Here is a 25,120-nt window from a genome sequence, read left to right on the forward strand (position 1 = left end):
CGCAAGGGGGAGAATTTAAAGGAGATGAAATGCCAAAATATAAAATTTACGCGATTTTAGCGCTGCTTATTATGACGGTCGCTTTTACCATCCCTACGCTCGGATTTTTCAAAGTCCAAGGCAAAATCGTATCGGGGCAGGTTAGCAGCGTCTCGCAGCTGCCCGCATACTCCGCACCGATATGGAATTTTTATACGAAAGCATCGTATAAAAATCACTTAATTCCTAGTGATGTTAAAAACGATCTAGGCGCGATGCTGGAGCATAAATTTGAAGTGGGAGTTCCTAGCATACCGGTGTGGAAAATTTCACTTGAAGCGCCGAACTATCCAAAAGAGGCCTTCCCTGATGGAATTCCGCTCTACGTCCACGTTGACGGCTTTAGCGGCGATGTCGGCGAGATGAATACCCTAAACCACTATATCGGCATGTATCCCGTCTGGCGCGGCGGCACGCTCGAGCACTCTCTATCGCCGTATTATCTCATAATCGCTACGATCGGTATGCTTGCGTTTTTGTACTATGACGGCAAGGGGCAGACTCTGCTTATGATCCTGCCGATCATTGCGCCGCTTATCTTCATCGGCTGCTACGTGGGTTGGCTGTATTGGTTCGGGCATAACCTGCAAGACTGGGGCGCGTTTAAAATAAAGCCTTTTATGCCTACAGCATTTGGCGACGGCAGCGTAGCGCATTTTACTACCCATTCATATCCCGCTCTTGGCTTTTGGCTGATGCTGGCCCTGTCGCTGCTATCGGCGTTAGCTCTACTATCTAAGAAAAAATTCCTACGAGAGCATAGATGAGGCTTTTGCTTCTAGCATTCTCGCTCGCGCTAAGCTTAGGCGCTGGCGAGCTTCAAGACGCGATCGATAGCGCAAAAGCGGGCGATATTATCGAACTAGCCGCAGGCGAGTACCACGGCAATATTTTAATCGATAAACCCCTTACTATCGACGGACTAGACCGCTCTGCCGTGATCATAGGCGATCGCAACGGAACGGTGATCCGCGTCCGCTCTCCGCATGTTACAATCAAGAATTTAACAATTCAAAACGGAGGCTTCGAGCATCTTAGCGAGGATGCAGGGATCAACGTAAGCGACGTAAACAGCGTAATCATAAAAAATAATCTCATCAAAGACGTGCTCTACGGCGTCGTGCTAAGCAAGGCAAACGACGTAACGATCGAGGGCAACGAAATTTCAAGCAATACCTACCGCACGAGTTTTAAAGGCGATGGCATCAAGCTTTGGTACTCCAATGCCAATAAAATTTTAAATAACGACGTCCACAACGTCCGCGACACCGTTTTTTACTTCTCAAACGGAAATCTCGTCGCAGGCAATAAAGGCCATAGCTGTCGCTATTCTCTGCACTTTATGAACTCCGGGCATAACGTCGTGGAGGATAACTACTACGACGGCAATAGCGTGGGATTATTTTTTATGTTTTCAAGCGACAATATCGCCAGACGTAACGTCGTGCGCAACGCAGACGGCGCTTATGGCGTAGGCATCGGTATGAAGGATAGCTCAAATTTCAGGGTTACGGATAATAAAGTCGTTTACAACGCCCGCGGATTTTATCTGGATCAATCCCCCTACCAGCCGGGCTCGCTTAACGTTTTTGAAAACAACGATATCGAATACAACAGCATCGGCGTGCAATTCCATGCCACGCAGCTAAAAAGCGTATTTAAAAACAATAAATTTAAAGGCAATATGGAGATTGTGCTAAACGATACGCCCCAATCCAAGCTCTTGCAAAACGAATGGAGTGGCAACTACTTCGACGATTACGACGGATTTGACCGCGACGGCGACGGCTACGGCGACGTTAGCTACAGCTCATACGCCTACGCGGATAGGCTTTGGGCGTATAAACCTAATGTGCGGTTTTTTTACGGCTCCAGCGGGATCGCGCTTTTAAATTTCATCTCCAAGCTAGCTCCGTTTTCAGAGCCTGAGCTACTGCTAAAAGATCCAAAACCTAGGATGAAGCAATGATAAAGAATAGACGCGAAGCGATAAAACTACTCGGCGGAGCGCTTGGGACGCTAGGGACAGCGAGCTTATTTGCGGATGAGAATTCCACAAATTCCGTAAATTTTACGGGCGGCGAAGCGCAGAATTCCGGCGCGTCAAATTCCGTAAATTCTGCGGGGCAAAATTCCGCGCCGAATTCCATAAAGCAAAATTCCGCAAAAAATTCTAGCGGGGATTCCGCCTCTTTATATCTGCGCCCGCCGGGAGCGCTTGCGGAGCGCGGCTTCCGCAGTAGCTGTATCAAGTGCGGCCAATGCGTGCAGGTCTGCCCCTATCACAGCATCTATCTGCTCGATATTACGCATCTTTTTGACATCGGCACGCCCGTCATCGACGCCAAAGAGCGAGGCTGCTATCTTTGCGGCGCGCTTCCTTGCGTGCTTGCCTGTCCAAGCGGCGCGCTCAGCCACGAAACGAACGAGCCTAAAAAGGTCAAAATGGGTATCGCCGTGATTGAAAATTTAGACGCCTGTTTGGCGTATCGCGGGCAGACTTTAAAGTCTAGCGATCTGCGCCTAAAGCCCGCCAAGACCGAGCAGGAGCGCGAGCTAAACTCCGCGCTGGCAGCCAAAGAGGGCAAGCCCTGCGATCTATGCGCGTCGCTGTGCCCTTACCCGCAGCCGCTCGATGCCATCGCGATGATAGAAGCAGGCAAGCATTTCGTCCCGCAGATCCGCAGCGCTTGCGTCGGCTGCGGTGCGTGCGCCGAGCTCTGCCCGGCGCGTATCATCGAGATAATCCCGCGGGCGGATTACAAATCAATCTATGAAGGGAAACAATGAAAAACTCCATTAAATTCTACCTCTGCTCGCTAGCTGCGGCACTTTTGCTATGCGGCTGCGGAGATGACGGCGATTCAGGCTCCGCCGCGGCAAGCTCCGCGGGGCAAAATTCTGTCTCGCAAAATTCTGTAAGTTCAAATTCTACGCCGCAGAGCGTGGAACAAAATCATACTGCCAAGCCTCGCATAAGCGTCAAAAGCGGCGAAGCGCCCAAGAAGGACGATAAGTTCGTAAGCTACGATTTTTACGGTGAGCGAAAGGTAAATTTTAACCTAAACGGCGATGTGAACGAAACGACCAAAAATATCGTGGCATATTCGAGCATCAAAAACCAATACGAAAAGCTAAATTTCGATCTGATGAAAAAACGGCTCGGACATGATTTCATTTTGCGCTGTTCGGCGTGCCACGACGACTACGCCAACGGCATCATAGGCCCATCGCTTCTAGATAAAACCGACGCGCAGATCGTGGATATGATTAAAAAGTATAAATTCAAAGAAAAGCCTAACCCTCTTATGGTGCAGCTCGTAAACGGCATGAGCGAGCAGCAGATAGAGACGATGGCGAAAGAAATTTACGAGTTCAACAAACAATTTAAGGAGCAGAAATGAAACCGGGCAAAATTTTAGTTTTGATTCTAGGCGTCGCGCTGATCGCGCTGATGATCTTTATGGCTAGTTCGGACGATTCTAGCGCGCCGCAGCAAGAAGTCAAGCCGCAGGTGCAAGCAAAGCCTGCGCCGCAGAGCAAAAGCGTCGATCTCATCGACGATAAGGATGTAAAAAATATTAAAATTTTGCAGCAGAGCGTCAAAGAGCGCGATTTTAAGGTTAGTAGCTCCTATCTGGTAAGCTGCGCGCCCTGCCATGGCGATGACGGACGCGGCAAGATCGCTCCGCCGATCGGCGGCAAGAGCAAGGATCAAATTTTAGCAAGCCTCAAAGATTATAAAGCGGGCAAGATCAAAAACAGCCTGATGAGCGGACTGCTAACCAACGTAAGCGACGAGAGCCTAGATAAGCTCGCGGATGAAATTTCAAAATTTAAAGAGTAAGTCTTGGATAAATATAATTCGCGATGCACGATCAAAAATACGAGCTTTTTCTCGACCTTTGCGCTTAAAAATAAAAGCGGCAAATGGCGTCCCAGCATTCGGGCTCTGCGCTACGCCACGGTATTTTTGGTGCATCTGCTTTTCGTGCTTTCCTTTCGCGCCGATATTCAAATTTTAGAAGGCGACATCAGCGGCTCGCGGATACTTGGCTTTCACCTAGCAGATCCCTTTGCCACCCTTGAGGTGATCGCCGCGCACAAGGATCTGCCGATAAATTTGCTTATCGGCTCGGGCACTATTTTGCTGTTTTATTTCATCGCGGGCGGCAAGGCGTTTTGCTCGTGGATCTGTCCTTACGGAGCGCTTAGCGAGATCGGCGAAAAGCTGCATAATACGCTAATCGCTAAGCGCGTCATCAAGGAGCGCGCCCTGCCTCGCGGTATGCGATATGCGATCTGGGCGGTGTTTTTGCTGCTAAGCGCGATTACAGACCTGCTCGTTTTTGAAATTTTTAACGTAGTTGGAATTTTATCGCGCCTCATCATCTACGGCTTTTCGCTGGCGGGGCTTTGGATAGTTTTTGTGTTTTTGCTCGAAGTATTTTTTAGCAGGCGGATGTGGTGCACGCACCTATGCCCGCTAGGCAGTACCTATTCGCTTGCGGCGAAAGCTAGCCTTAGCAAGATTACTTGGGATAAAAGCAGGTGCGATCACTGCGGCGTTTGCCAAGACGTCTGCTTCGTCTCGCACGTACTGGACATCACCAAAAAAAAGGCATCCGAAAACCTAGGCGATAAGAGCAAATTTATGCTAAAAGGGATCGACTGCACGCTGTGCGGACGCTGTATCGACGTGTGTCACCAAGACGCACTGGGTATCGGTAATAAGCTAAAAGATATGGTCTAAGGAAGTCTATGATAGAGATTAAAAACGTAAGCAAGAAATTCGCAGATCAATTCGTTTTAAAAGATATCAATCTAAATATCGCGGACGGCGAGCAGGTGCTTTTCGTCGGGCAAAACGGCGCGGGCAAAAGCTCGCTGATGCGGACGATTTTGGGCGAATACATACCCACAAGCGGCAGCGTAGCTATCGACGGATTTGATTCGTTTAAGCAGCGTAGCCGCGCGCTACGCGGTATCAGCTTCGTGCCGCAAACCCCGCCGCCGCTTAAGCTGAGCCTAAATGAGCTCATCTACTTCGCCGAGCGCACGGCGGACGCAAGCAGAGCGGATATAGTAAAATTTTGCGACGAAATGGAGCTTGATCTGAGTTCAAATTTAAACAAACCCTTTCATAAGCTATCCGGCGGTATGAAGCAGAAATTTTTAATCGCGCTAGCCTTCGGCAGAGCCAGCAAGGCGATGATTTTCGACGAGCCGACTGCCAATCTCGATCCGAGCGCGCGCGAGCATTTTAAGACGCTTTTGCACAACCACGCAAAAGATAAGAGCTTGATCTTTATCTCGCATAGGCTCGAGGAAGTGGGAGGACTGGTAAAAAGAATGATTTCAATGGATCTAGGGAGGATCGTAGATGACAAAAATGTTTAAAATTATGCTTTGTGCGCTTGCGGCGCTTACGTTTTTAGGCTGCGGCGACGAGAAAGACTACGGCAACGTCCACTACGACAGAGACGTATGCGAGCACTGCCAGATGGCGATCAGCGACAACCGCTTCAGCGTCGATGTGCGCGTGGACGGTAAAAACCACTACTTTGACGACATCGGCTGCTTGGTGGATTTTATGGTTACCAACGACAAACTAAACTGGCTGAAGGACGCCAAAATTTACATCAATGACGCTAGCGGCAACGGCGAGTTTATCGACGCACGCACGGCGCATTTTTACAAGGGCTTTAAAACCCCTATGTCGTTCGGCTGGGGCGCGTTTAAAAACAAGCAAGAGGGCAAGCAAGACTTCAGCTTCGATCAAGTAGTCGCGGCGCTTAAAGCAGGCGGCGGCTCGCACGGCATGGGAATGGGCGATATGGGGCATACTCACGGCTCAGATCATGGCATGAGCGGCGATGCGGGCAGCACGGCTCACTCTCAAGGCGCGCCGCACGATATGGGGCAGATGCACGAAAGTAACGGCACGGCGCACGATATGCCTTCAGGGCACTCGCATTAAGGACGTTTTGGCTAAAGCGAAATTTTGAGCAGCCCTATGTTTTGCGCTAAATTTAAAGCGTGAAATTTCAGCGTACCGCCCGTGCCGATATAGATGAGATAAAATTTTACTTTGCAGCGTCGTGAATGACGGATAATAGGCGACACTGAACGACGCGATGTTTAAGCGCATGCGAGCCGGAGCCGTAAATTTAAAATTTATGCGCGAGTCGCGGTCGCAGGCGGGCGCGAGGCAGAGATGGGTTTAGAAAACGGCTACGAAATTTTATCTCACGGTGCGATTAAATTTAACGCGTGGCGCAAAATTCGCTTTGCCGAATTAAAATTTACGCAAGCACGCTAATTGAAAAGTTCGCCGTAAATTTAAAATTTAACCGGCGCAGAATTCGCCGCTTTGGGATTTTTAGAATTTTAAAATTTTATGCCACGGGATACGCCAGGCTTTGAAATTTTATAAAGCTGAAATTTAAGCGATCCACCAGACGGCTAAATTTTAAAACTACGGCGGATTACGGATAGCGGGCGGCAAGCGACGCGCTGTTTGAGTACGCCGCAAGTCCGGGCCGTAAATTTAAAATTTATGCGCAATCCGCAGTCGCAGGCGGCGGATAAAATTTCGCCGCCTGTTTTTAAACGCTAGACGGGCAAAATTTAAGGCCGCGAAATCCGCGCCGCAAAACGAGGCTAAAATTTAAAGACGGGCGGCGTATTTAAGCCGCGCGAGAAATCTTAATTTAAAAGCGCACCGAGGCGCAATAAAGGAATATGAATGAAAAATTTACTCACCATCGCCGCTTTGGATATCAAAGAGTCCTTCCGCTCGCGCTGGTTTTTGCTCTATCTGCTGATCTTTAGCGGGCTCGTGGCGGCGTTTTTCATCACGGGGGTGACCGATTCGCGCGTGCTCGGTTTCAGCGGGCTTTCGCGACTGCTGCTGCTGTTTATTCAGATCTGCATCATCATCCTGCCCGTCTTCGTGCTCGTAACCACCAGCAAGGCGATCCTAGCCGATCGCGACCTAAACATCCTCGAATACCTGCTAAGCTTTCCGATCTCGCAGGCGCAGTATTACTACGGTAAGGCGCTAGGAAGGCTGTTTGGAGTGTTCGTGCCGATATTTTTGTCGCTGCTGCTTGCGATCGTTTGGGGCGCGATCAAAGGCACGGGCATTCCGTGGGCGATCTGCCTGCTTTATGCGGGGCTGCTTTTTAGCTTATGCGCGGCGTTTTTAGGGATCGCTTTTTTGATCTGCGCCGTTTCAAAAAGCCAAGAGATGGGGCTTGGGCTCGCGTTTTTCGTCTGGCTTTTCTGCCTTGCGTTTTTAGATCTCGTGCTGATCGGACTGCTCGCAAAAACGGGCGTGAACGAAAATCTGATCTTTGCGATCGCTCTGGCAAACCCGATGGAGGACTTCCGCATCGCCGCTATCAGCCTATTTGATCCCGATCTTGCGGTCATCGGCACGACGGCGTATTTTATCCTAGATCACTTCGGGCGCGGGCTTTTCATCGCCTTTTCGCTGCTCTATCCGATCGCGCTGGGCGCGGCGAGCCTGATTTTGGGCTATTTTATCTTTAGATCGAAGGATTTAGCGTGAAATTTCCACTCATTTTGGCGGCATTTATAGCGCTTTGCGGTGCAGCTGAGATGCAAAATTCCGCGGCTCAAAGCTCCGGCTTGGCGCAAAATTTAGGCACGTCAGATAAGACAGGCTCCGATTCGGCGCAGAATTTTAAAAGCGTGCGCGATCTTACGTGGCTTAAAGACGTAAATCTTACCTGCGCCAAATACGGCATCGATACTAGCGCGCACCCTGAATTTCGCGCCTATGCAAGGCTCAAAGACGGTAGCGCGCTCGCGTTTGCTTCGCCCAAGGCGATGTTTGCATATTTTTTCGAGGGCGAAAATTTGAGCGGCAATAACGGCGGGGCTTCCGCAGAGGAAAATTTGATGAGCAAAAATCCCGCTAGCGGCAATTTCGGCGAGTCAAATTCCACGAACGCAAATTTCGGCGGCGCGGAGCTTTACGTCACCGATTACGCAAGCGGCGAAATTTTGCGGGCGCAGGACGCGTTTTATGTCTTCGGCAGCGTACTGCAAAGCGCCAGAGGCGATGATCTTATCACGTTTGCGAGATTGCGCGACGCGCAAGACTTCATGCGCGAGAAAAAGGGGCATAAAATTTTGCAGTTTCGCGAAATCTCCGCCAAGCTAATCGATTATCTAAGATGATCGAGCCGCTTGGCGAAATTTAAACTAAGTTATTTAGTATATTTTATTCATAAAAATTTATCTTTTATTTTAGTGCGCTATTAAGGGAATTTAAAGCAATTAAAAAATACAATCACGTTAAATTTTATCTATAAGAATTAAATAATGTAGTTTTTTAGTATATTTATTGAGGGCTGCATTCTCGCTTATTTTTAAAATAAATTTTAAGGAGACAACCATGGCAAACGACAAAATCTCAAAACAAAAAGGCTCACGCAAGAAGGCTTCGACGGATGAAAATTCCGCTGCGAATACGGGAGAAAATTTCGCCGTAGACGCGGTCAAAAGTTCCACCGCATCCGTTTTTGATAAAAGCGCAAATATGACTCAAAATTCCGCTGCAAATTCTACGACTTCCGCCTCACATGCTCGCGACAAAATTTCTAAAAATCGCGCCGCAGGCGAGAATTTCTGCGACGAGTGCGACTGCGAAGCCAAAAATTCCGCGTCTAGCTACGATGATAGCGCAAGCTCTGCTTCAAGCACGAACTTTGCGGCGCACTCAAGCGCTCAAAGCGCAGGCAACGCTAAAAAATCCGCAATAAACTCTACAATAAATTCCATGGCTGATTCTTTGATAAATTCCATCTCAAATCCTGCGAAGAGCCCAAGCAGCAAAGACCACTTCTCTTACTCACACGAGCATAATGATAACTCCGCAGCCCATTCGCATCTACACGACGAAGATCTTGCGACCCACCCACACGATCAAGAAGAAAACCTCGCAGCTTATTTGCACGAATACGGAGCAAATTCTTTGACATCTTCACATGAGCACGACGAGGATTCCTCCATCAGCTCGCACGAGCACGACAAACATTGCCATGATCACAAGCCTCACTCTCACCGCGCGATTATCGGATTTGACGAGCACGGCATCCCAAAAGTTTTAGTGCCCGCAGAGGCTAGTCCGCACACACATAAAGACGCGCAGGGCAATCTTTTCGAGCATTTTCACGAGGCGGAATTTACGGCGGATTATATGAAGGCGTTGCTTGAATACAAAAAGACCTTCCCTACAAAGCAAGAAGTACTTGAGAAAACCCCTGATCCCGCCGTGCGCGAAATGATGCTTAGGATGGAGCAGATCGGCGTAGATACGGCGTTTGATCGTTTCGACAAACAGATGCCTATGTGTAGTTATGGACTTAGCGGGGTATGCTGTAAGATCTGCAATATGGGACCTTGCAAAATTACTAAAAAGGCCGATCGTGGTACTTGCGGTGCGGACGCCGATCTCATCGTATCGCGCAACCTACTGCGCCAAGTAGCTGCAGGCGTAGCTCAACACGGCGCGCACGCCAGAGAGCTTCTGCTGTCGCTAAAATGGGCGGCGCAAGGCAAGCTAGATCTGCCCATAATAGGCGAATACAAAATCATCAATACCGCCAAAGCCTTTGGAATTCCAACTGAAGGCAGAGAATTAAAAGAGGTAGCGATCGAGCTTGCCGATACGCTTTTAACAGATCTTTCGCAAAGCAGCGGCGAGTATAAAACCATCACTGCGCTCGCACCCAAGGAGCGTCAAGAGGTATGGCGCAAGCTGGATATCTTGCCGATTAGTGCGTATAACGAAGTCTTTGAGGCGTATCACCGAACGGGTGTAGGCACGGATGGAGACTGGCGCAGCGTGATGCAGCATCTTTTGCGCTGTGGGCTTGCTTTTACATTCACTGGCGTAGTAGCTGCGAATATCGCTACAGATGCGCTATTTGGAGTAGGAGATCGCGTAACTTCCAAAAGCAATATGGGCGCACTTAAAAAAGGCTGGGTCAATATCGCCGTGCACGGACATCTGCCGACATTGGTAAGCCTAATAGTGGAGATCGGAAATTCTAAGGAGTATCAAGACAAGGCTCGCGCAATAGGCGCGCAGGGGATCGCATTTTACGGCGTGTGCTGTTCTGGGCTATCGGCGATGTATCGCAACTGGGGCGTCGTGCCGCTCTCAAACGCCGTAACTGCTGAACTCGTCATAGGCACAGGCGCACTTGATCTTTGGGTCGCCGATGTCCAAGATGTCTATCCTGCAATCATGGACGTGGCTAACTGCTTCCAGACCAAGGTCGTTACCACAAGCTCATCAGCTAGACTTCCCGGAGCCGAGCATATAGGCTACGATCATCACCATAGTAATATCGCCGATACTAGGAATTTAGCGCGTAAAATTCTAGACCGCGCATTGCAATCTCACGAAAAGCGCAAGGGACTGCCGGTATATATCCCGCCGTATGAAGTCGAGGCCGAAGTGGGCTTTTCGGTAGAATTCGTCCATAAGCACTACGGCGGCATGGAGCCGTTAGCGCACGCGCTAAAAAGCGGTGAAATTTTAGGCATCGTAAATATGGTCGGCTGCACCAATCCTAAAGTGCCTTATGAGCGCGCTATCATAGATGTCGCACAAACCCTAATCGAAAATAACGTCCTAATCCTGACCAACGGCTGCGCGTCGTTCCCGCTAATGAAGCTGGGCTTTTGCCAAAAAAGCGCGTATAAAAAAGCAGGCGCGTCGCTGCGGGCGTTTTTAGAAAAAGATGAGCTTCCGCCGGTTTGGCACGTGGGCGAGTGTATCGATAATACCCGCTCCAGCGGAATTTTCGCAGGTATCGCAGGGGTGCTAGGCAAAAATCTCTACGAGCTGCCGCTTGCCTTCACCTCTCCCGAGTGGGCGAACGAAAAGGGCGTAGATGCCTCGCTCGGATTCCGCCTAATGGGCATCGACTCGTATCACTGCGTCGAGTATCAAATCCACGGTTCCGCAAATGTCATACACTTTTTCAAAGAGGGTACCAGGCGGGCACTTGGCTCTGTGATGTACGTAGATACCGATCCAGTCGCGCTTGCCCTAAAAATGGTAAGCGATATGCGCCTAAAGCGTAAAGCTCTAGGCTGGCAGTAGCGACGAACGGATTCATTTCGCATCGCATTTTAAAGCGATGCGAAATTTCATGATAAAATTTAACTCCTTGCCGGCAAATAAAATCCCGCAGCTAAACGAGTAGTAAAATTCTACGACTAAGTGGCTAGCAAAACCACGATCGAATAAAGAGAAAATTTTCGTACCGCATCCGTTCGTGGAATTTTAAATCAAATCTTCAGACTCTGTATAAAATTTCGCCGCACGCCGTGTCTGCTGCTAAATCGATGGAATTTAGCCGGGCAAATTCCACCATCAGGCTTAAGTCTATCTTTCGCGAACGGATGAAATTTTAAAATTCCATCTCAGCGTAAATTTCGTAGACGTTCATCTGAAATCCGCAAGCTAAATTTTGCTAAAAGCCTTATTACACGGAGCTGCACGCCATTAAATTTCGCTCGTATATGAAAGCTAAAATCATAAAAATTTAATACGATATGTGCTAAAATGCCACATCTGTTTAAGGATTTAGATGTATAAATCAAAGCTGCTGCAGTCTTTGCGTCATCATCGGCAGAAAACGTCGCACGAGGCGGAGGCATTGCTGCCAAGTCCTGCGTTTCGCAGCTTGAGGCGGTGCGGCAAAAGTGCGTCTATGCTGCGCCTACAAACATTTTCGGCTGAGACCGCACGGGCATGGAGACGACACTATAAATCTTGCAGGCGGCTAAAATTTTCATCCGGATCTTTTCTGAAATATTGATCTTGGAGCTATCACGAAGGAATTTTGCCGCAAGCCTTTCGCCTACGAGCCGGAAGGCGGAATTTAAAGCGAAATTTTAAGCGAGTTTCGATGAAGCGAAATTTCAAAGATTAAATTTAAGGCAAAAGATAAAATTTAAAGCAAGGGAAGGTATGAAAAATTTTAAATTTATTCTCCTGCTGCTGATACTGGCGACGATTGCGACGATTGCGATATCGCTTTGTATAGGGCGCTTCGGCCTAAGCATCACTGAGGTGCTAAAGGCGCTTAGCGGCGGCGAGGTAGCGCAAAACGTCCACAATGTCGTCATGCAGGTGCGCTTGCCGCGTATCATCGCCGCAGTGCTCGTGGGCGCAGCGCTGGGCATCAGCGGCACGGCGTATCAGGGCGTCTTTAAAAACCAGCTCGTCTCGCCCGATCTCTTAGGCGTCAGCGCCGGAGCTTGCGTGGGCGCGGCGATCGCGATCCTGCTTGATCTAAACATCCTTTTGATCCAGCTTTTCGCCTTCGTTTTCGGGCTCGCGGCGGTTTGCATTACGCTTCTAATCACGCGAGCGCTGCGTTCCAGCGCCACCATAATGCTCGTGCTTGCCGGCATCATCGTAAGCGGTCTGATGGGCGCGCTGATCGGATTTTTAAAATTTATGGCAGATCCCGAGACGAAGCTTGCAGACATCGTGTATTGGCAGCTAGGAAGCCTCGCGAAAGTAGATCCCTCCGTGTTAGCGATGATAGCGCCGGTGATGGGGGTTTGTATCGCTATCTTGGTGCTGATGAGCTACCGCATAAACGTCCTATCCATGGGCGATGCGACGGCGGCGAAACTCGGCGTAAACGTCGTGCTGGAGCGGGGCATCATCATCGTCTGCGCGACGCTGCTAACCGCAAGCAGCGTGTGTATCAGCGGCATAGTCGCGTGGGTGGGGCTTTTGATGCCGCATCTAACGCGCATGATCGTGGGCGTGAGCAACACCAAAGCGATCCCGGCGAGCATATTTTTAAGCGCGATCTTCGTGCTAATCGTAGATGACGTAGCGCGCAGTATAAATCAAAGCGAGATCCCGCTAGGCGTGCTTACGGGCTTTATCGGCACGTTATTTTTTATATTCATCCTGCTTAAAAACAAAAGGAAGCTAAATGGTTAGGGTTGAGAGTTTAGACTTCGGCTACGTAAAATCCGCCCCTCTGACGCTGCACGACGTGAATTTCAACCTCGAAGCGGGCGCGATGCTGACGATTTTGGGGCAAAACGGCGCGGGCAAATCGACGCTTTTAAATTTAATCAGCGGCACGCTTGAGCCCCTGCGCGGTAAAATTTCAATTGACGGCAAGGATATGGCGAGCCTCAGCGCCAAAGGGCGCGCCGAGATCATCGGCTACGTCTCGCAAAGCGAGGTCTGCGAGTACGACTACAGCGTCTTCGAATACGTCCTGATGGGGCGCACGGCGCATATAGGGATCTTTTCGCAGCCAAGCGAAAACGACTACAAGCTCGCGCAGCGCTACATGAAAATGCTTGAAATTTGGCACCTAAAAGACAAGATCATCACGCGCCTAAGCGGCGGCCAGAGGCAGATGGCGTCCATCGCGCGCGCCCTTTGCAGCGAGCCCAAGATCGTGATCTTCGACGAGCCTACCTCGGCGCTGGATTTTGCCAACCAATACAAATTCCTCCGCGCCACAAAGGAGCTTCTCAAAAACGGCTATACCGTCGTTTTAGCCACGCACAATCCGGACTTCGCGCTGCTTTTGGGCGGATACGTCGCGCTCGTAAAAGGCGGTGGCGAGGTCGCATACGGCAAGGCCGAGCAGATCATAAAGAGCGAAATTTTAAGCAAGCTATACGATCTGAAGCTCGACGTCAGCTACAACGAAAAGGTCGGCAGGGTCTGTTGCTTGACGTATCCGTTTTGATCTTAACTTCGCGGACGAGCAAAGCTCGCCCTTGCGAGCGGGAGTGCAAGCACTCCCTGCACCCACCTAAAGTTACGGCAGGCTAGCGCCTGCATTTTTATCGGTTTAACTTTCGCGGACGAGCACAGCTCATCCTTGCAATAGAAGCTTCGTAAATTTAAATTTTATCGCTTCGGCTGTGCGAGCAAGAGGACTTAATGGGCGCTAGCAGCGGTAAAATTTTAGCGCCCGCGGCGGAGTTTTTACGGCGGCGAAATTTTGAAATTTCAAAGCGGGCGGCGGGGCCGGAATTTTAAAATTCGCTCCAAATTTTAAGCATAAAAATCAAAATTTATCGTTACAATTACGTAAAATTTTTAAGGAGCGAAAATGAAAAAAATAGTGCTTTTAAGCGCAGCTGCGGCGCTTGCCGTAAATTTAAGCGCACAGGAAAATAGCCTTGAGATCTACGCGAACTCCGCCTTCTTGCACCAAAACTTCGGCGCGCAAAAATCAAACTTCAGCGTGAACGTGCCGGAGTACTTGGATATCCGCAGCATCGAGATTGTGGGCTCTTGCGAAATGCGCGAAGCGTCTTTGGATGGGAGCGAGCCCGTTAAAAACGCGGAATTCGCCAAAAAAGAGGCGGACGAAAAGAACTTGCGCGAGCTAAGCGACCGCCTGGTCGCGCTTAAGGCGCAGCAGCGCTTTTTAAGCGATTTTGCGAGCTTAAAAGATAGAAGCTTGGCGAGCTTAAAGGCGGATTCGCAAAAAGTTTACGACGAGGTCTTGCTCGTAGCGGGCGAAATTTCAAAGACGGACGAGCAGATCGTAAAGCTCAAAGAGAAAATTTCAAAATACCGGATCAAGAACGAACGCCGCTTAAACGCGAACTTTGGCTGCGATCCAAGCTTTGTAAAAATAAGCTACCCCGTTGATGTTAGCGCCTACACGCACAACGAGCTCTCGGCAGATCTTGCAAGCGGCAAGATCGAGGTCGCGCAAAAGCTCTCGGTGCAAAATCCGCTAAACGCCGAGCTAGCGAATTTGACGATCGCGCTGTATCCTTACGAATACTCCTCGCAGACCGCGCCGCAGCCCTTTTACCCGTGGTACGAGGGCGAACCTGCAAAGCCGGCGCCCGCAGCGGCTTATAAAAAGGATGTAATGCTAGAGGAGGCAACTATGGATAGGGTCGCGCCTGCGATGGAGGCTAGATCGTCGTATCAAAGGACGGGCGCGAATATCGAAAGCTCGCTCTCAAAGGCGTGGAAAATCAGCGGCGTAAGCCTCAAAGCGGGCGAAGCGGGCGAGTTTAGCTTCGATAAACAGAGCCTGGATGCGAAATTTGATCTGCTCATCGACGGCTACGGCAGCGAGGCGGCCTACGTGCGAGCTAAATTTAGCCCCGTAAGAAACATAGAGGAGAGCGAAACGCTAATAAAGCTCGACGGCGTGCAGATCGGGCTCGTGCATCTAGGCTTTGCCGCAAACGCGGAGGCTACGGCGTATCTGGGTAAAAATAGCCTGATCGAAGTTAAAAAAGAGCAGGCGAACAACTTCACGAAAAACTCCTTTTTCGGCGGAGAAAGCAAAAATTCCATGGCTTGGAACTACGAGATCAAAAACGGTTCCAAGCGCGCGTGGAACGTGGTTTTGCAAGAGCGAGCGCCCGTTTCGACGCATGAGGACGTAAAGGTCGCGCTGAAAAACTCGCCCGAGCAGAGCAGCCTCGGCAAGGACGGACTACTTAGCTGGGACTTCGAGCTAAAGCCGGGCGAGAGCAAAAAGATCCACTTCGGCTATGAGCTAAGCAAGCCGAAGAAGTAAAGAGCTTTGGCGCTCGCGGTTAAATTTTGCGCAGCGGAGTAGCTTTTTGCGATGCGGTTAAATTTTATGCGGCATCGCTTTACGAGACGGGCCCCCTTTCGCCGCGCCGCTGAATTTTACGCGGCAGACCGACTTTTTGCGGCGCGATTAAATTTTGCCGGCATAAAACCAAGGCGCGGCTTTAGAATTTATCTGAAATTTTTGGCGGCGCGCCGCTGAATTTTACGCGCCGTGCCTGGGAAAATTTAAGCGTCGCGAGAACCAAAAATTTAAATGTTGTGGCGATTTAAAATTGGCTAGCGTTAGATATGAAATTTAGCGATGCAAAGGGGTTTTGGCGCAGGTAGAAAAACTTTGAGCATCGCTAAAGCTTATCTCAAATTTAAAAAGCTCAGGGCGATGAACGCGGAGCGAAGGTATAAATTTAACGAGGCGGCTAGGTGTGCGGTTTGCTTCGCTGGCGGCGCCTAAAGGATCGTAATGAAATTTGGCAAACTTAAATTTAAAATCCTAGCCGCGGCACTACTTTTCTGCGCCCTGTTTATCCGCATCGTGCCGGATTACTCCACTTCGCAGGGCTCCTGCATAGTTAATATTTTTAGCTATTACAAATATCAAAAGGGATATTGTCTAAAAGAGAATAGAATTCTGAGCAACGAAGAGTTACTTCAAAATGCCGCTATAAATTATTTTAAAAGATATTACGACTATGAAATTTTGCGAAATACCATTATCGATGAGCACGATATAAAAATTTTCGGCCATAGTTTTTATACGGCACGCATCTCCAAGCTCTATCTAATCGGCGATTTCAATGAAGAAAACTGGTTTGATTTTTTAGTTGAAAATACCGACAGAAAGAGTTTTGATTATGAGATAAAAGACAAGACGCAAATAGATATCTCCGATCTATCAAAATATTTTGTATATAAGGATGAAATTCTGGGCTTTAGACAGCCTATTATCTTATCGGAAGAGAAAAATCCATTTCATAACGGAAAAATGTTTTTAGAAAAATCATTTTTAATAAAAGAGAATCAATTTTTTGTGAATTATGCCAGACCTGATTATATAAGTTGGTATATTGAGCTTAACAATAAAGAAGATTTAACAAAAATCAAAAGCAAAGAAAATTTAATACGAATAAAAAACGGATATGAGAACTTAGAAAGCCTTAACGAAGTCTTGGCTTATACTCATATGAAAAATCTACGACGTAAATTCTCATACGATAATTGCGGAAATATAAATTTTGATATCAAAGCTCCGGCGGAACAGGAGCTGGATATGTGGATTCACGGCGGATAAGATTGGTTGAAATTTTATCTTAACGAATGTAACCGAAAAAGGATAAGAGATGGGCAAAAAAGGAACTGATTTGAGATTAGAATTAGAGGGTAATTACGGCGCCGATATATTGAGTTATTATTTGTGGGGGAAGAAAACTCCTCCTGGTCCGAAAGAATTAGCCTCTAACGAATGGATGGATAGAAAAGAAACGATATGAAATTCTACAGGTCTATTAAATTTAAAGCGCTAGCTGGCACACTACTTCTAGCGGCGATACTCTGTGCCGCATTTATCCGCATCATCCCCGATTACTCCACTTCACGAGGTTTCGCTGTCGTTTCTCTTTCCGACTATAACAAATACAAACAAGGCTATTGTCTAAAAGAGGATAGAATTTTACCCAAAGAGGAGTTGTATAAAAAAGTGGGAGGAGCATATTTAGATAATAATGTGAAATTATACCAAATGATCGATGCTTATAGGTTGAAAACCTTCGGTAGTCTTTGGTCCAGTAGATACGAGGTTGCATACTATGAACTAGAAAATATAAACTTATCGAATTGTTTTGAAGTATTAGAAAAATATTATCAAGAGGGAAAAACGACCGAGGAGATACTGATGAAAGAATTAAAAGCTAAAAAAACCAATCCAAAGAAATATTTAAAAATAAATTTGAAAGATACGAGCGTTGGATTTGACAGACCGATAGTTAGGGTTGACGGTGGCGAGAAAGAAGTCACAGGTACTTTGTTTCTTGATAAATTTGCTATATTTAACGGCAATTATATGCAATTTAACCATTCGGAGTATCTGTGCGATACGAGAGAGAGAGGAAATTTTATTATCGTGAAGAAATACTATAAAGAGAGAAAAAATGCCGTAGTTGGTATCGGAAAAGGTTTTAAATTTGATAACTGCGGCAATATAAATTATCCGCTGGAAGAATATTATTTGGGCGGTAGAGATATAGAGAGGCGCTAAATTCTCTAATATGAATTTTATTAAAAAATTTACGGGACTTAAGACCGATGGATGCGGAGCAAAGGTATAAATTTCACAGGACGGCGAAGTATGCGTTTGCTTCGCTGGCGGCATTTAAAGGATCATTATGAAATTTCGCAAACTTAAATTTAAAATCCTAGCCGCAGTGCTGCTTCTTATAATAATACTCTGTGCCGCATTTATCCGTATAATTCCCGACTACTCCACTTCGCGAGGCTTCGTGATAGTTTCTACTTTCGACTACAACAAATACAATCAAGGATACTGCCTAAAAGAGGATAGAATTTTGCCCAAAGAGGAGCTGTATAAAAGAGCGATTTTGGATTTTTTAGAAAAAGGCAAAATAATTCTTTATACGATGAGGAGTAACGATTGTAAAAAATTTAAGGGCATCAAAGAATGTAGAGATATCTATAATAAAATGCTGAATTATTACGCTGCCTATGGGTACGGCAATAAAATAACGTATGATAAAGTATTGGAAATAAACCGAGATAGAAATATCTCTTATAATAAATCAAGATATATCTATTTTGAATTACTCAATTTAAAGCCTATTGTTTTGAAGCCGAAGTTTATAAGCGTAAATTTAGATAAAAATAGTGCAGGATTTACTACTCCGATAATTCAATTGGTAGGCGAGCATGAGTATTATCTATATAATGGAGATGGCATAATTCTAAATAGAAATAAATTGGCTTTTACTTATATCTATCTTTTTGATAACGAAAAATTTATGGAGCAAATAAATAAAGAATTAAGTTGGTATGAGAACCACAAATCAGATCTTAAACAAAATATTAGTTATTTAGAATTTGATAACTGCGGCACTACGAAAACTGATATAGACAAAAGTGTTGAGAGTATGATAAAAGAATTGGCAGATATGCCCTGATAAAATGTCAAGGAGTGCGCAAGATATAGTGAGTGCAGAGCAAAGGTATAAATTTCACAGGGTGGCGAGATATTTGCTCTCTTAGCGGGTGGTTTTCTTGCTTATTTGGTGGGCAGCGGCTTTGATTTTGGCGGTTTTGCCTTTGTTAGGTGCACCTAGAATCGCTGTTTTTACGGCAATATTTGCAATTTTGGCTTGCGCGCTGCTTTGGTATTTGTTCAAAAGGTATAAAAATTTTAAGCTAAGCAAGCTGTTTGTAAAAAACCAAATCTTAGTTTGCTACTTTTTACGGTAGAAAATTTATCGCTCGACGCTTTTTACGGCGGGTTTTTGACATGCCTCGCGGCGGGGTATTTTTGGGGCGAGCGTGCGGCAGTCTGGAGTATAGCGTTTGTTATCGTTGCGCCCGTTTGTTTGCTCGTTTTCGTGATCTCATACATGTTTAACGAAAATAAAAGCTAAGCCTATGCGCCTTTCGCGCCCACTAAATTTTATCTCTCGCGCAGCACGGGCTTAGGCACGGATTTAGCCCGCGCGGGCCAAGCGAGATTTGAAATTTCATCATCCCGCTTGCTTTAAAATTTTAAAATTTCATCGTCGCAAAAGCTCTGGCGCGCTCTTTAAATTTTATCTCGCCGTAACCCGAAACCTACTTACCGTCGCATTTTGACATTTGCGCAGAATACCCTTATGCCGCTGCGACATTTACAAAATTTTAAAACGGCGCAGAACTCGCCTCGCAAACGGCGATTGCACCGCGGGCTTATCTATGCAAGCTCGGAGCTTTGCAGCTAACGAAGAGGTCTTATTTTTGCCGCTCTTTAAATCAAATCCAAGCTTCAGGAGAGAAAACGCGAGCGGCAAATGCAGAAGTAAATACCGATATAGCGGGCGCGTTTACCCCAAATCTAGCCTTTTAATTTCATCATTTTTTCTAAAATTTCATACACAAGATCGAGCTTCGTAAAGCCGTCTCTATCCAAAAAATGCCCGCCCTTCTCCACTTCGTAAAACTTAGCGCCGATCTGCCCCGCTAGCTCGCGGCTAAAGCTAAATGGCACGATATAATCGTCCTTCGCAGCAACCACCGCACGCTGTTTTGCGGCGGCTTTTATGCGCCCAAAATCAAAGCCCTTATCCATAAACTCATCTAAAATTTTAAATTGCGGATCGCTAAGCGGCTTTGCAAGCCCCGAGACCAGCACGATCCCTTCTACTGCGCCGCCCAAAGCGTCGCTTTGTAAGAAATTTAAGATCGTAGGGCAGCCGAGGCTGTGTCCGACCAGATAGACTTCGCCTTCAAATTTTACGCTTTCTCGCAGAGTTTTCAGCCACTCATCAAGCCTCGGATGCGCAGGCGTGGGCATTGTTAAAATTTCCGCCCTTGCGCCCGATTTTTCGATCTCGCCTTTGAGCCAGGCAAACCAATGGCTTTTAGGCGAAGCGTCGTAGCCGTGCACGATATAGACGCACTTTTGCATATTTTTCTCCTTCGAATTTAAGCTCGCCCCAAACGAGGCGGTACCGACGCAAAGCAGCGAAGCTGCGCACGCTAGGCTAAATTTCATCGCATTTCGTCTTTTGCTATTCATCTATAGCTCCTCTCATTTCTAAAACGGACATTTTACATCGTTTTTAAAAAAGTTTTCTTAAAACGTTCGCGTAGATCTATAAAAATCCGCTGCAAAGCCGCTTGCGCGCAGAATTTTAAAATTTCAATCCGCGCACTAGCCCTTGCAGATCGTGATTTTATCGGCAAATTTACCCAAAAAGTGATACCCCGAGCCTGCCTGCGCGATGATATCGAGTACCGCGTCCGCATCCCGCACGAGCGTGCCGCCCGCAAAGTCCACGCCGCGCTCAAACAGCGCCTGCGGCAGTAGCGGCGTGGTGGGCCCCACGAGCACGAGCTTGGCGCCGCTTTTTTTCAGGCGCAAAAGCCCATCCAGCGTGTCGTTGATGAGCGTCGTAGCCGTGATTATCACGTTATCGGCGCGCGGCACGACGCTTGCAGCCTCGCTTGCAGGCAGGTAAAACGGCAGCTCGGCCTGCTTGAGCGTACTTTTGTCAAGCTCTAAAATTTTAAAATCCGCACCATTTTTCATAAGCGTCTTGATGTAGGGCACCAGCGCGCCCACGACGACGCTAAAGCTGCCGCGCTCGATCTGCAGCTGCTCAAAGGGATCGGCGCCGAATTTCACGTCGTAATCCGCGCGGATTTTATCGAAACACGCCCTTCCAAGCGCGTTTAGCGCGGCGAGCGCGAGCGTCTTTTTAAGCGGCGCAGCAGAGCTCAGATCGCGTAGCAGATAGCGCACGCTCTTGCCCGCGATATTGCCGGAATCGGGCATCGCGCTTGCTTGCGAGGGGCAGCAAACGGCGCCCGATAGGGACTTTAGCGGCGTATAGCTAAGCCCGCACGCGCCTCCGCTCAGCTTCACGCCGCTAAAAAACAGCCCCACGACCGCGCGCTCGATCTTAAAATCCAGCGCCCCTGTGCCTAAAATTTCTTTCGCACGCTCTAGCGTCTGATCTAAAATTTCGCTCATTTTCGCTCCTTTGATGTGGAATTTAGCGCCATTATAGCTTAAAATTTCGGCGCCCGTATTGATATAAATTTATTTGTTGAGCATTTGTTTTATATGCCGTAATATATAAAAAGTTTAACTTACGCAAGCTCATTCCTTCTGGTATTATCTAAAATTTGTAATTGAAATTTCTTATTTATAATAATTAATATTTAATTTTAAGCAATGTATAATTAAATAAATTTTTTACGAAAGGATATCTATGAATTACGATCTAACATCGAAATTTACAAATTTGCACTGCAAAGAGCGCTTAAACCTACCTACGCTATCCATAGCGGCATGTTTGCTGCTGTCGGGTACTTGTCTAGGCGCCTATACCGAAACGGGAATGCTCGGTAATACGAGTAGTTGGGAGAGTGACGAATATAAAAAAGATTGGGGTTTAACCTCAATGAATGCTTCTACGGCTTATGCGCTAGGCTTTGACGGTAGTGGCGTAAAAATCGGCGTTATGGACTCGGGCGTACTGCTTAGCCACCCAGAATTTGGAGGCGGAAGGATAAATATTGTAAAAAGCAGTGGCGTATACGATAAAGACGGAATGAGATATCCCGATACTAAATATGGCAATTCACCCTTTAAGGCAGGTTCAAGCAGTGAATACGACGAGACAAATAAGGGTGAGTTTAAAAAGGGTGAAAAATTCGACATCGATGGCTCGTGGCAAGCAGGCGTAAATGATAGCCACGGCACGCATGTGAGTGGTACTATGGCTGCAAGCAGGGACGGTAACGGAATGCACGGCGTAGCGTATAAGTCGAATTTATACTCCGCAAATACAGGCGGCAACGATGGTATGACTTACGGACCGAATCAGGATTACAATTTTTTTCTAAAAGGTTACAACGCGCTTGCCGATGCAGGCGTTAGGGTAATCAATAATAGTTGGGGGTCAAATAGAAAGGTAAATTCCGCCTACTCGGGCGCTACGGGCTATAGACCATCCTCCGGCTTAAGGCATATAAACGAATACAATACGAACATCAGAGATACTATCAGTGTTACTGAAACTAACAACGCTAAAGATCATATGTATCTAAAAGACTTAAACGCAGCCAAAAAAGCTTACTATCAGTTTGTTACTAAAGGCGAGAAAAGCTTCATAGACGCCGCATACGAAGTAGCGGTCAAAAGGCAGGTCATTCAGGTTTTTACGGCAGGAAATAGAAGCCTTATGGCGGAGTCTTTTACTCGTGCAGCCCTGCCGTATTTTAGGCCTGATGCAGAAAAATACTGGGTAAATGTCACGGGACAAAATGGTACTTGGGGCTATCCTAACGGCAGTAACGCAAACGGCGAAGTAAGTGATGCACAGAGATTTAATCTCGCAGGAAATTCCAAATGGTGGACGATCGCCGCACCCGCTGCAGATATTTACTCCTCCACCGTAAATCTAAAAACTAAAAAGGCTTCATACGCTAGCTGGGGTGGTACCTCTATGGCGGCTCCACACGTAAGCGGTGCGTTAGGTGTCATATTCCAGCGCTATCCATATATGAATGCGGCACAGGTCCGCGATACGATGCTTACTACCGCAAGACAAACTACGCTTAGAGCAGGTCACGAAGGGCAACCCTTGGAGCGCTGGGGCAGTGACGGGCTCGGCGTACCAAGCAAAGTCTGGGGCTGGGGTATCTTAGACCTTGGCAAAGCAATGTTTGGTCCTGGGCAATTTTTAGGAAATTTCGACATTACTATGGATCAAGACGATATATGGAGCAACGATATATCTGATAAAGCTATCAAATTTAGAAAAATCGAGGATCAAAACGAAGCAGCCGTTTGGGCAGCAAGAAAAGCCGTCCTTGCTTCAAAACAAAATTTAAGCCCAGAGGAAAAAGCTGAGCTTACTTTTGAGACCGCAAGAGAGAAGGCGAGAGCCGAGCGGGCCGCACAGGGCTATGAGGGTGCGCTCATCAAAAGAGGCAGCGGCACCTTAACACTTACGGGCGACAACACTTTCACCGGAACTACTACTATATATAGTGGCAGAATTTCGGCACTCAATCAATCAATCGGTAAAAGTAAACATATCGATGTACAAAATGGCGGTGAACTTGAAATTTTGCACTCTGCAGTATATAGAATACCTGAAAGGAACGGCTGGCGAAGCGTGAGCAAGGCAAGCGATGCAACTACGGTAAAAGCGACAATCAATAGCGGTGGTGCATTCGTAGTAAATGATGGCGTGAATAATTTAAATTTGAGCTTTAAGCAAGGCTCATTACTAAGAGCAGGGCAAGTTCATACTAGCGATCTTCAAAACCTCGTCGACAACCCCGGCTCTAAGAAAATTTTAACCGCCACGGGCACATTTAGCGGTGCAAATTTAGCGAGCACTCAGGATAGCTATGCGTTTTTCAAAACGAGCAAAGAGGAGGCGAGTGGCTCAAATTTACGCCTTTCGATCCAAAGTGGAACGAGTATGCAAGATTTCGCATTAAGCTCTTCGCAAAGGGCGTTCGCAGATCTACTCGTCGCCAATCGCGGCAGCGGAATTTATACGCAAATTTTAGGCTCAAACCATGCTCAAGCGCGAGAGTATTATAGCGCGTTCGCAAATGATGCTGAATTCGCTGCGGCAAATAATTCCGCGATAAATTCCATAATGATGGCAAGCATCGTTAAAAACCGAGGTGGCGCGAATGCTGTAAATATTGATAAAGACACTAGATTTTGGATCTTTTCGGGCACAAATCGAATTAAATCCGATAAAGATACCGGTATTGGTAAATTACATTCCGATTCGTTCGTAAATTTAATCGGTATTGACTCTTTAATCGGCGATAGTTCAAGCGTCGGTGTATTTGTAGGCGCAGGGCGTACGGACGATAAAATAAGCGGCACCAAGGAAGTCAAAAGCAAGGATTTTCATAGCGGAATTTATTCCAACATCGGTTTTGAACCTGTTAAATTTAGCTTCGGTGCGATATATTCGAAATATGATCGAGATAGAAAGCTAATCTCATCGGTTTCGCCTATAGCTTACGAATATGTAGGCTCAAATGCCTCTAGTTTAAGTGCATTCGCACAGGTTTCTTATATGGGTTTTAGCAACGCGGACAGCTTTAGTGTAGAACCCTATGCTGGTGTTTCGCATACTCGCACGAAAATAGATAACGTCAGCAACTCTTTGATTCGCATTGAAAACAAAACGCGAAATTTACAAGCCGTAAGCATTGGTATAAAACCTAGCGTTCCGTTTAGAATCGGCGGAGTAGGTTTAAGAGCAAGTGCAGACGTGGCATATAATCGCTTCTTTTCGGATAAGCAGCCGCAGGCTTATTTATACGTAAACGGGCTAGGTGGTACCCAGCTAAAAGGTGAGAAGTTACAAAACCTAACGACTGCCGAAGCAGGAATCGAGGCGTCTCTTTCAAGCCGTGCTACGCTTAAGCTCTCCTACGTCGGAGCATATGGAAGCGATATTAAATCTAACGGCATAGGACTAAGATTTAGACTGGAATTTTAGTAGAAAGGTAACGATGAATTTCAGTGGCACCGAATTTTGAGCCAAGCGTTTTAATTTGGATCGAATTAGACATTTTTTAATTCTATGGCAAGACGGCGTAGGGGGTGTGAATTTCGCATTTTAAAGGCGATAATTTTCGCGCCTCACGCCGAAAGCCGTATAAAATTAACGAGCGAGTGCGGTCTGGAATTTTAACGCGGACGAAGCGGCAAACGAGCAAGCGATATTGATGGGGTAG

The 25,120-nt window shown here is 47.1% G+C and carries 23 protein-coding genes; 20 read left to right on the plus strand and 3 right to left on the minus strand.

Features of this window, described 5'->3' with window-relative positions:
- Positions 1 to 29: 29 nt before the first annotated feature.
- The 17 genes from Q0537_RS09725 (at position 30) to Q0537_RS09805 (ending at position 17,903) form a co-directional block, all read left to right on the plus strand.
- Positions 30 to 806 (plus strand): hypothetical protein, encoded by a 777-nt coding sequence (locus Q0537_RS09725; RefSeq protein WP_005870834.1) that lies wholly within the window; start codon positions 30 to 32, stop codon positions 804 to 806.
- Positions 803 to 2,008 carry a nitrous oxide reductase family maturation protein NosD gene (locus Q0537_RS09730; RefSeq protein WP_299227649.1) on the plus strand — a complete coding sequence of 402 codons (1,206 nt, stop codon included), beginning with the start codon at positions 803 to 805 and terminating at the stop codon, positions 2,006 to 2,008. The genes Q0537_RS09725 and Q0537_RS09730 overlap by 4 nt, the downstream gene beginning before the upstream one ends.
- Positions 2,005 to 2,829, plus strand: coding sequence for a 4Fe-4S dicluster domain-containing protein (locus Q0537_RS09735; protein ID WP_299227652.1), 825 nt, complete (start codon positions 2,005 to 2,007; stop codon positions 2,827 to 2,829). The genes Q0537_RS09730 and Q0537_RS09735 overlap by 4 nt, the downstream gene beginning before the upstream one ends.
- The gene (locus tag Q0537_RS09740; RefSeq protein WP_299227655.1) at positions 2,826 to 3,443 is read left to right on the plus strand and encodes a hypothetical protein; all 618 of its coding nucleotides are present in this window, start codon (positions 2,826 to 2,828) and stop codon (positions 3,441 to 3,443) included. The genes Q0537_RS09735 and Q0537_RS09740 overlap by 4 nt, the downstream gene beginning before the upstream one ends.
- Complete coding sequence (locus Q0537_RS09745) at positions 3,440 to 3,886, plus strand: cytochrome C (RefSeq protein WP_299227658.1); 447 nt, start codon at positions 3,440 to 3,442, stop codon at positions 3,884 to 3,886. The genes Q0537_RS09740 and Q0537_RS09745 overlap by 4 nt, the downstream gene beginning before the upstream one ends.
- Positions 3,887 to 3,889: 3 nt before the next feature.
- Complete coding sequence (locus Q0537_RS09750; RefSeq protein WP_297883280.1) at positions 3,890 to 4,792, plus strand: NapH/MauN family ferredoxin-type protein; 903 nt, start codon at positions 3,890 to 3,892, stop codon at positions 4,790 to 4,792.
- 8 nt (positions 4,793 to 4,800) lie between these two features.
- The gene (locus Q0537_RS09755) at positions 4,801 to 5,439 is read left to right on the plus strand and encodes an ABC transporter ATP-binding protein (protein WP_298101800.1); all 639 of its coding nucleotides are present in this window, start codon (positions 4,801 to 4,803) and stop codon (positions 5,437 to 5,439) included.
- Positions 5,423 to 6,019, plus strand: coding sequence for a hypothetical protein (locus tag Q0537_RS09760; RefSeq protein WP_299227662.1), 597 nt, complete (start codon positions 5,423 to 5,425; stop codon positions 6,017 to 6,019). The genes Q0537_RS09755 and Q0537_RS09760 overlap by 17 nt, the downstream gene beginning before the upstream one ends.
- A gap of 768 nt (positions 6,020 to 6,787) precedes the next feature.
- A complete protein-coding gene (locus tag Q0537_RS09765) occupies positions 6,788 to 7,615 on the plus strand; it encodes an ABC transporter permease subunit (RefSeq protein WP_298082342.1) in 828 nt (275 codons plus the stop codon).
- Positions 7,612 to 8,250 carry a nitrous oxide reductase accessory protein NosL gene (locus Q0537_RS09770; RefSeq protein WP_299227665.1) on the plus strand — a complete coding sequence of 213 codons (639 nt, stop codon included), beginning with the start codon at positions 7,612 to 7,614 and terminating at the stop codon, positions 8,248 to 8,250. The genes Q0537_RS09765 and Q0537_RS09770 overlap by 4 nt, the downstream gene beginning before the upstream one ends.
- 217 nt (positions 8,251 to 8,467) lie before the next feature.
- Positions 8,468 to 11,188: a carbon monoxide dehydrogenase gene (locus tag Q0537_RS09775; protein ID WP_299227668.1), complete on the plus strand. Its 2,721-nt coding sequence runs from the start codon at positions 8,468 to 8,470 to the stop codon at positions 11,186 to 11,188.
- Between the two features lie 873 nt (positions 11,189 to 12,061).
- On the plus strand, positions 12,062 to 13,054 hold the full coding sequence (locus Q0537_RS09780; RefSeq protein WP_299227671.1) for an iron ABC transporter permease: 993 nt from the start codon (positions 12,062 to 12,064) through the stop codon (positions 13,052 to 13,054).
- Complete coding sequence (locus Q0537_RS09785) at positions 13,047 to 13,823, plus strand: ABC transporter ATP-binding protein (protein ID WP_298706275.1); 777 nt, start codon at positions 13,047 to 13,049, stop codon at positions 13,821 to 13,823. The genes Q0537_RS09780 and Q0537_RS09785 overlap by 8 nt, the downstream gene beginning before the upstream one ends.
- Before the next feature lie 369 nt (positions 13,824 to 14,192).
- A complete protein-coding gene (locus Q0537_RS09790) occupies positions 14,193 to 15,632 on the plus strand; it encodes a DUF4139 domain-containing protein (RefSeq protein ID WP_299227674.1) in 1,440 nt (479 codons plus the stop codon).
- 480 nt (positions 15,633 to 16,112) lie between these two features.
- The gene (locus Q0537_RS09795) at positions 16,113 to 16,940 is read left to right on the plus strand and encodes a hypothetical protein (RefSeq protein ID WP_299227677.1); all 828 of its coding nucleotides are present in this window, start codon (positions 16,113 to 16,115) and stop codon (positions 16,938 to 16,940) included.
- Between the two features lie 49 nt (positions 16,941 to 16,989).
- A complete protein-coding gene (locus Q0537_RS09800) occupies positions 16,990 to 17,139 on the plus strand; it encodes a hypothetical protein (protein WP_299227679.1) in 150 nt (49 codons plus the stop codon).
- A complete protein-coding gene (locus tag Q0537_RS09805; RefSeq protein ID WP_299227681.1) occupies positions 17,136 to 17,903 on the plus strand; it encodes a hypothetical protein in 768 nt (255 codons plus the stop codon). The genes Q0537_RS09800 and Q0537_RS09805 overlap by 4 nt, the downstream gene beginning before the upstream one ends.
- Positions 17,904 to 18,060: 157 nt before the next feature.
- On the opposite strand, the gene Q0537_RS09810 is transcribed toward Q0537_RS09805, so the two are convergent.
- Positions 18,061 to 18,183 (minus strand): hypothetical protein, encoded by a 123-nt coding sequence (locus Q0537_RS09810; protein ID WP_297948934.1) that lies wholly within the window; start codon positions 18,181 to 18,183, stop codon positions 18,061 to 18,063.
- Between the two features lie 60 nt (positions 18,184 to 18,243).
- On the opposite strand from Q0537_RS09810, the gene Q0537_RS09815 reads away from it, so the two are divergent.
- Both Q0537_RS09815 and Q0537_RS09820 read left to right on the plus strand, forming a co-directional pair.
- The gene (locus Q0537_RS09815; protein WP_299227685.1) at positions 18,244 to 18,819 is read left to right on the plus strand and encodes a hypothetical protein; all 576 of its coding nucleotides are present in this window, start codon (positions 18,244 to 18,246) and stop codon (positions 18,817 to 18,819) included.
- A 276-nt stretch (positions 18,820 to 19,095) separates the two neighbouring features.
- The gene (locus Q0537_RS09820; protein ID WP_299227688.1) at positions 19,096 to 19,281 is read left to right on the plus strand and encodes a hypothetical protein; all 186 of its coding nucleotides are present in this window, start codon (positions 19,096 to 19,098) and stop codon (positions 19,279 to 19,281) included.
- A gap of 446 nt (positions 19,282 to 19,727) precedes the next feature.
- Here Q0537_RS09820 and Q0537_RS09825 read toward each other — a convergent pair whose 3' ends face one another.
- Complete coding sequence (locus Q0537_RS09825) at positions 19,728 to 20,411, minus strand: alpha/beta hydrolase (RefSeq protein WP_299227691.1); 684 nt, start codon at positions 20,409 to 20,411, stop codon at positions 19,728 to 19,730.
- A gap of 135 nt (positions 20,412 to 20,546) precedes the next feature.
- A complete protein-coding gene (locus Q0537_RS09830; protein WP_299227695.1) occupies positions 20,547 to 21,368 on the minus strand; it encodes a DUF364 domain-containing protein in 822 nt (273 codons plus the stop codon).
- Between the two features lie 241 nt (positions 21,369 to 21,609).
- Here Q0537_RS09830 and Q0537_RS09835 point away from each other — a divergent pair, with 241 nt between their 5' ends.
- Positions 21,610 to 24,882 carry a S8 family serine peptidase gene (locus Q0537_RS09835; RefSeq protein ID WP_299227698.1) on the plus strand — a complete coding sequence of 1,091 codons (3,273 nt, stop codon included), beginning with the start codon at positions 21,610 to 21,612 and terminating at the stop codon, positions 24,880 to 24,882.
- Positions 24,883 to 25,120 lie beyond the last annotated feature (238 nt).

Source organism: uncultured Campylobacter sp., from assembly GCF_938017775.1.
Lineage (GTDB): Bacteria > Campylobacterota > Campylobacteria > Campylobacterales > Campylobacteraceae > Campylobacter_B.

Bases quoted from the DNA above. Each gene is read 5' to 3' on its own strand.
- Q0537_RS09775 (WP_299227668.1), top strand. From the start codon at position 8,468: ATGGCAAACGACAAAATCTCAAAACAAAAAGGCTCACGCAAGAAGGCT.
- Q0537_RS09790 (WP_299227674.1), top strand. From the start codon at position 14,193: ATGAAAAAAATAGTGCTTTTAAGCGCAGCTGCGGCGCTTGCCGTAAAT.
- Q0537_RS09780 (WP_299227671.1), top strand. From the start codon at position 12,062: ATGAAAAATTTTAAATTTATTCTCCTGCTGCTGATACTGGCGACGATT.
- Q0537_RS09755 (WP_298101800.1), top strand. From the start codon at position 4,801: ATGATAGAGATTAAAAACGTAAGCAAGAAATTCGCAGATCAATTCGTT.
- Q0537_RS09785 (WP_298706275.1), top strand. From the start codon at position 13,047: ATGGTTAGGGTTGAGAGTTTAGACTTCGGCTACGTAAAATCCGCCCCT.
- Q0537_RS09795 (WP_299227677.1), top strand. From the start codon at position 16,113: ATGAAATTTGGCAAACTTAAATTTAAAATCCTAGCCGCGGCACTACTT.
- Q0537_RS09765 (WP_298082342.1), top strand. From the start codon at position 6,788: ATGAAAAATTTACTCACCATCGCCGCTTTGGATATCAAAGAGTCCTTC.
- Q0537_RS09805 (WP_299227681.1), top strand. From the start codon at position 17,136: ATGAAATTCTACAGGTCTATTAAATTTAAAGCGCTAGCTGGCACACTA.
- Q0537_RS09740 (WP_299227655.1), top strand. From the start codon at position 2,826: ATGAAAAACTCCATTAAATTCTACCTCTGCTCGCTAGCTGCGGCACTT.
- Q0537_RS09800 (WP_299227679.1), top strand. From the start codon at position 16,990: ATGGGCAAAAAAGGAACTGATTTGAGATTAGAATTAGAGGGTAATTAC.
- Q0537_RS09745 (WP_299227658.1), top strand. From the start codon at position 3,440: ATGAAACCGGGCAAAATTTTAGTTTTGATTCTAGGCGTCGCGCTGATC.
- Q0537_RS09735 (WP_299227652.1), top strand. From the start codon at position 2,005: ATGATAAAGAATAGACGCGAAGCGATAAAACTACTCGGCGGAGCGCTT.
- Q0537_RS09825 (WP_299227691.1), bottom strand. From the start codon at position 20,411: ATGAATAGCAAAAGACGAAATGCGATGAAATTTAGCCTAGCGTGCGCA.
- Q0537_RS09830 (WP_299227695.1), bottom strand. From the start codon at position 21,368: ATGAGCGAAATTTTAGATCAGACGCTAGAGCGTGCGAAAGAAATTTTA.
- Q0537_RS09725 (WP_005870834.1), top strand. From the start codon at position 30: ATGCCAAAATATAAAATTTACGCGATTTTAGCGCTGCTTATTATGACG.
- Q0537_RS09730 (WP_299227649.1), top strand. From the start codon at position 803: ATGAGGCTTTTGCTTCTAGCATTCTCGCTCGCGCTAAGCTTAGGCGCT.
- Q0537_RS09835 (WP_299227698.1), top strand. From the start codon at position 21,610: ATGAATTACGATCTAACATCGAAATTTACAAATTTGCACTGCAAAGAG.
- Q0537_RS09760 (WP_299227662.1), top strand. From the start codon at position 5,423: ATGACAAAAATGTTTAAAATTATGCTTTGTGCGCTTGCGGCGCTTACG.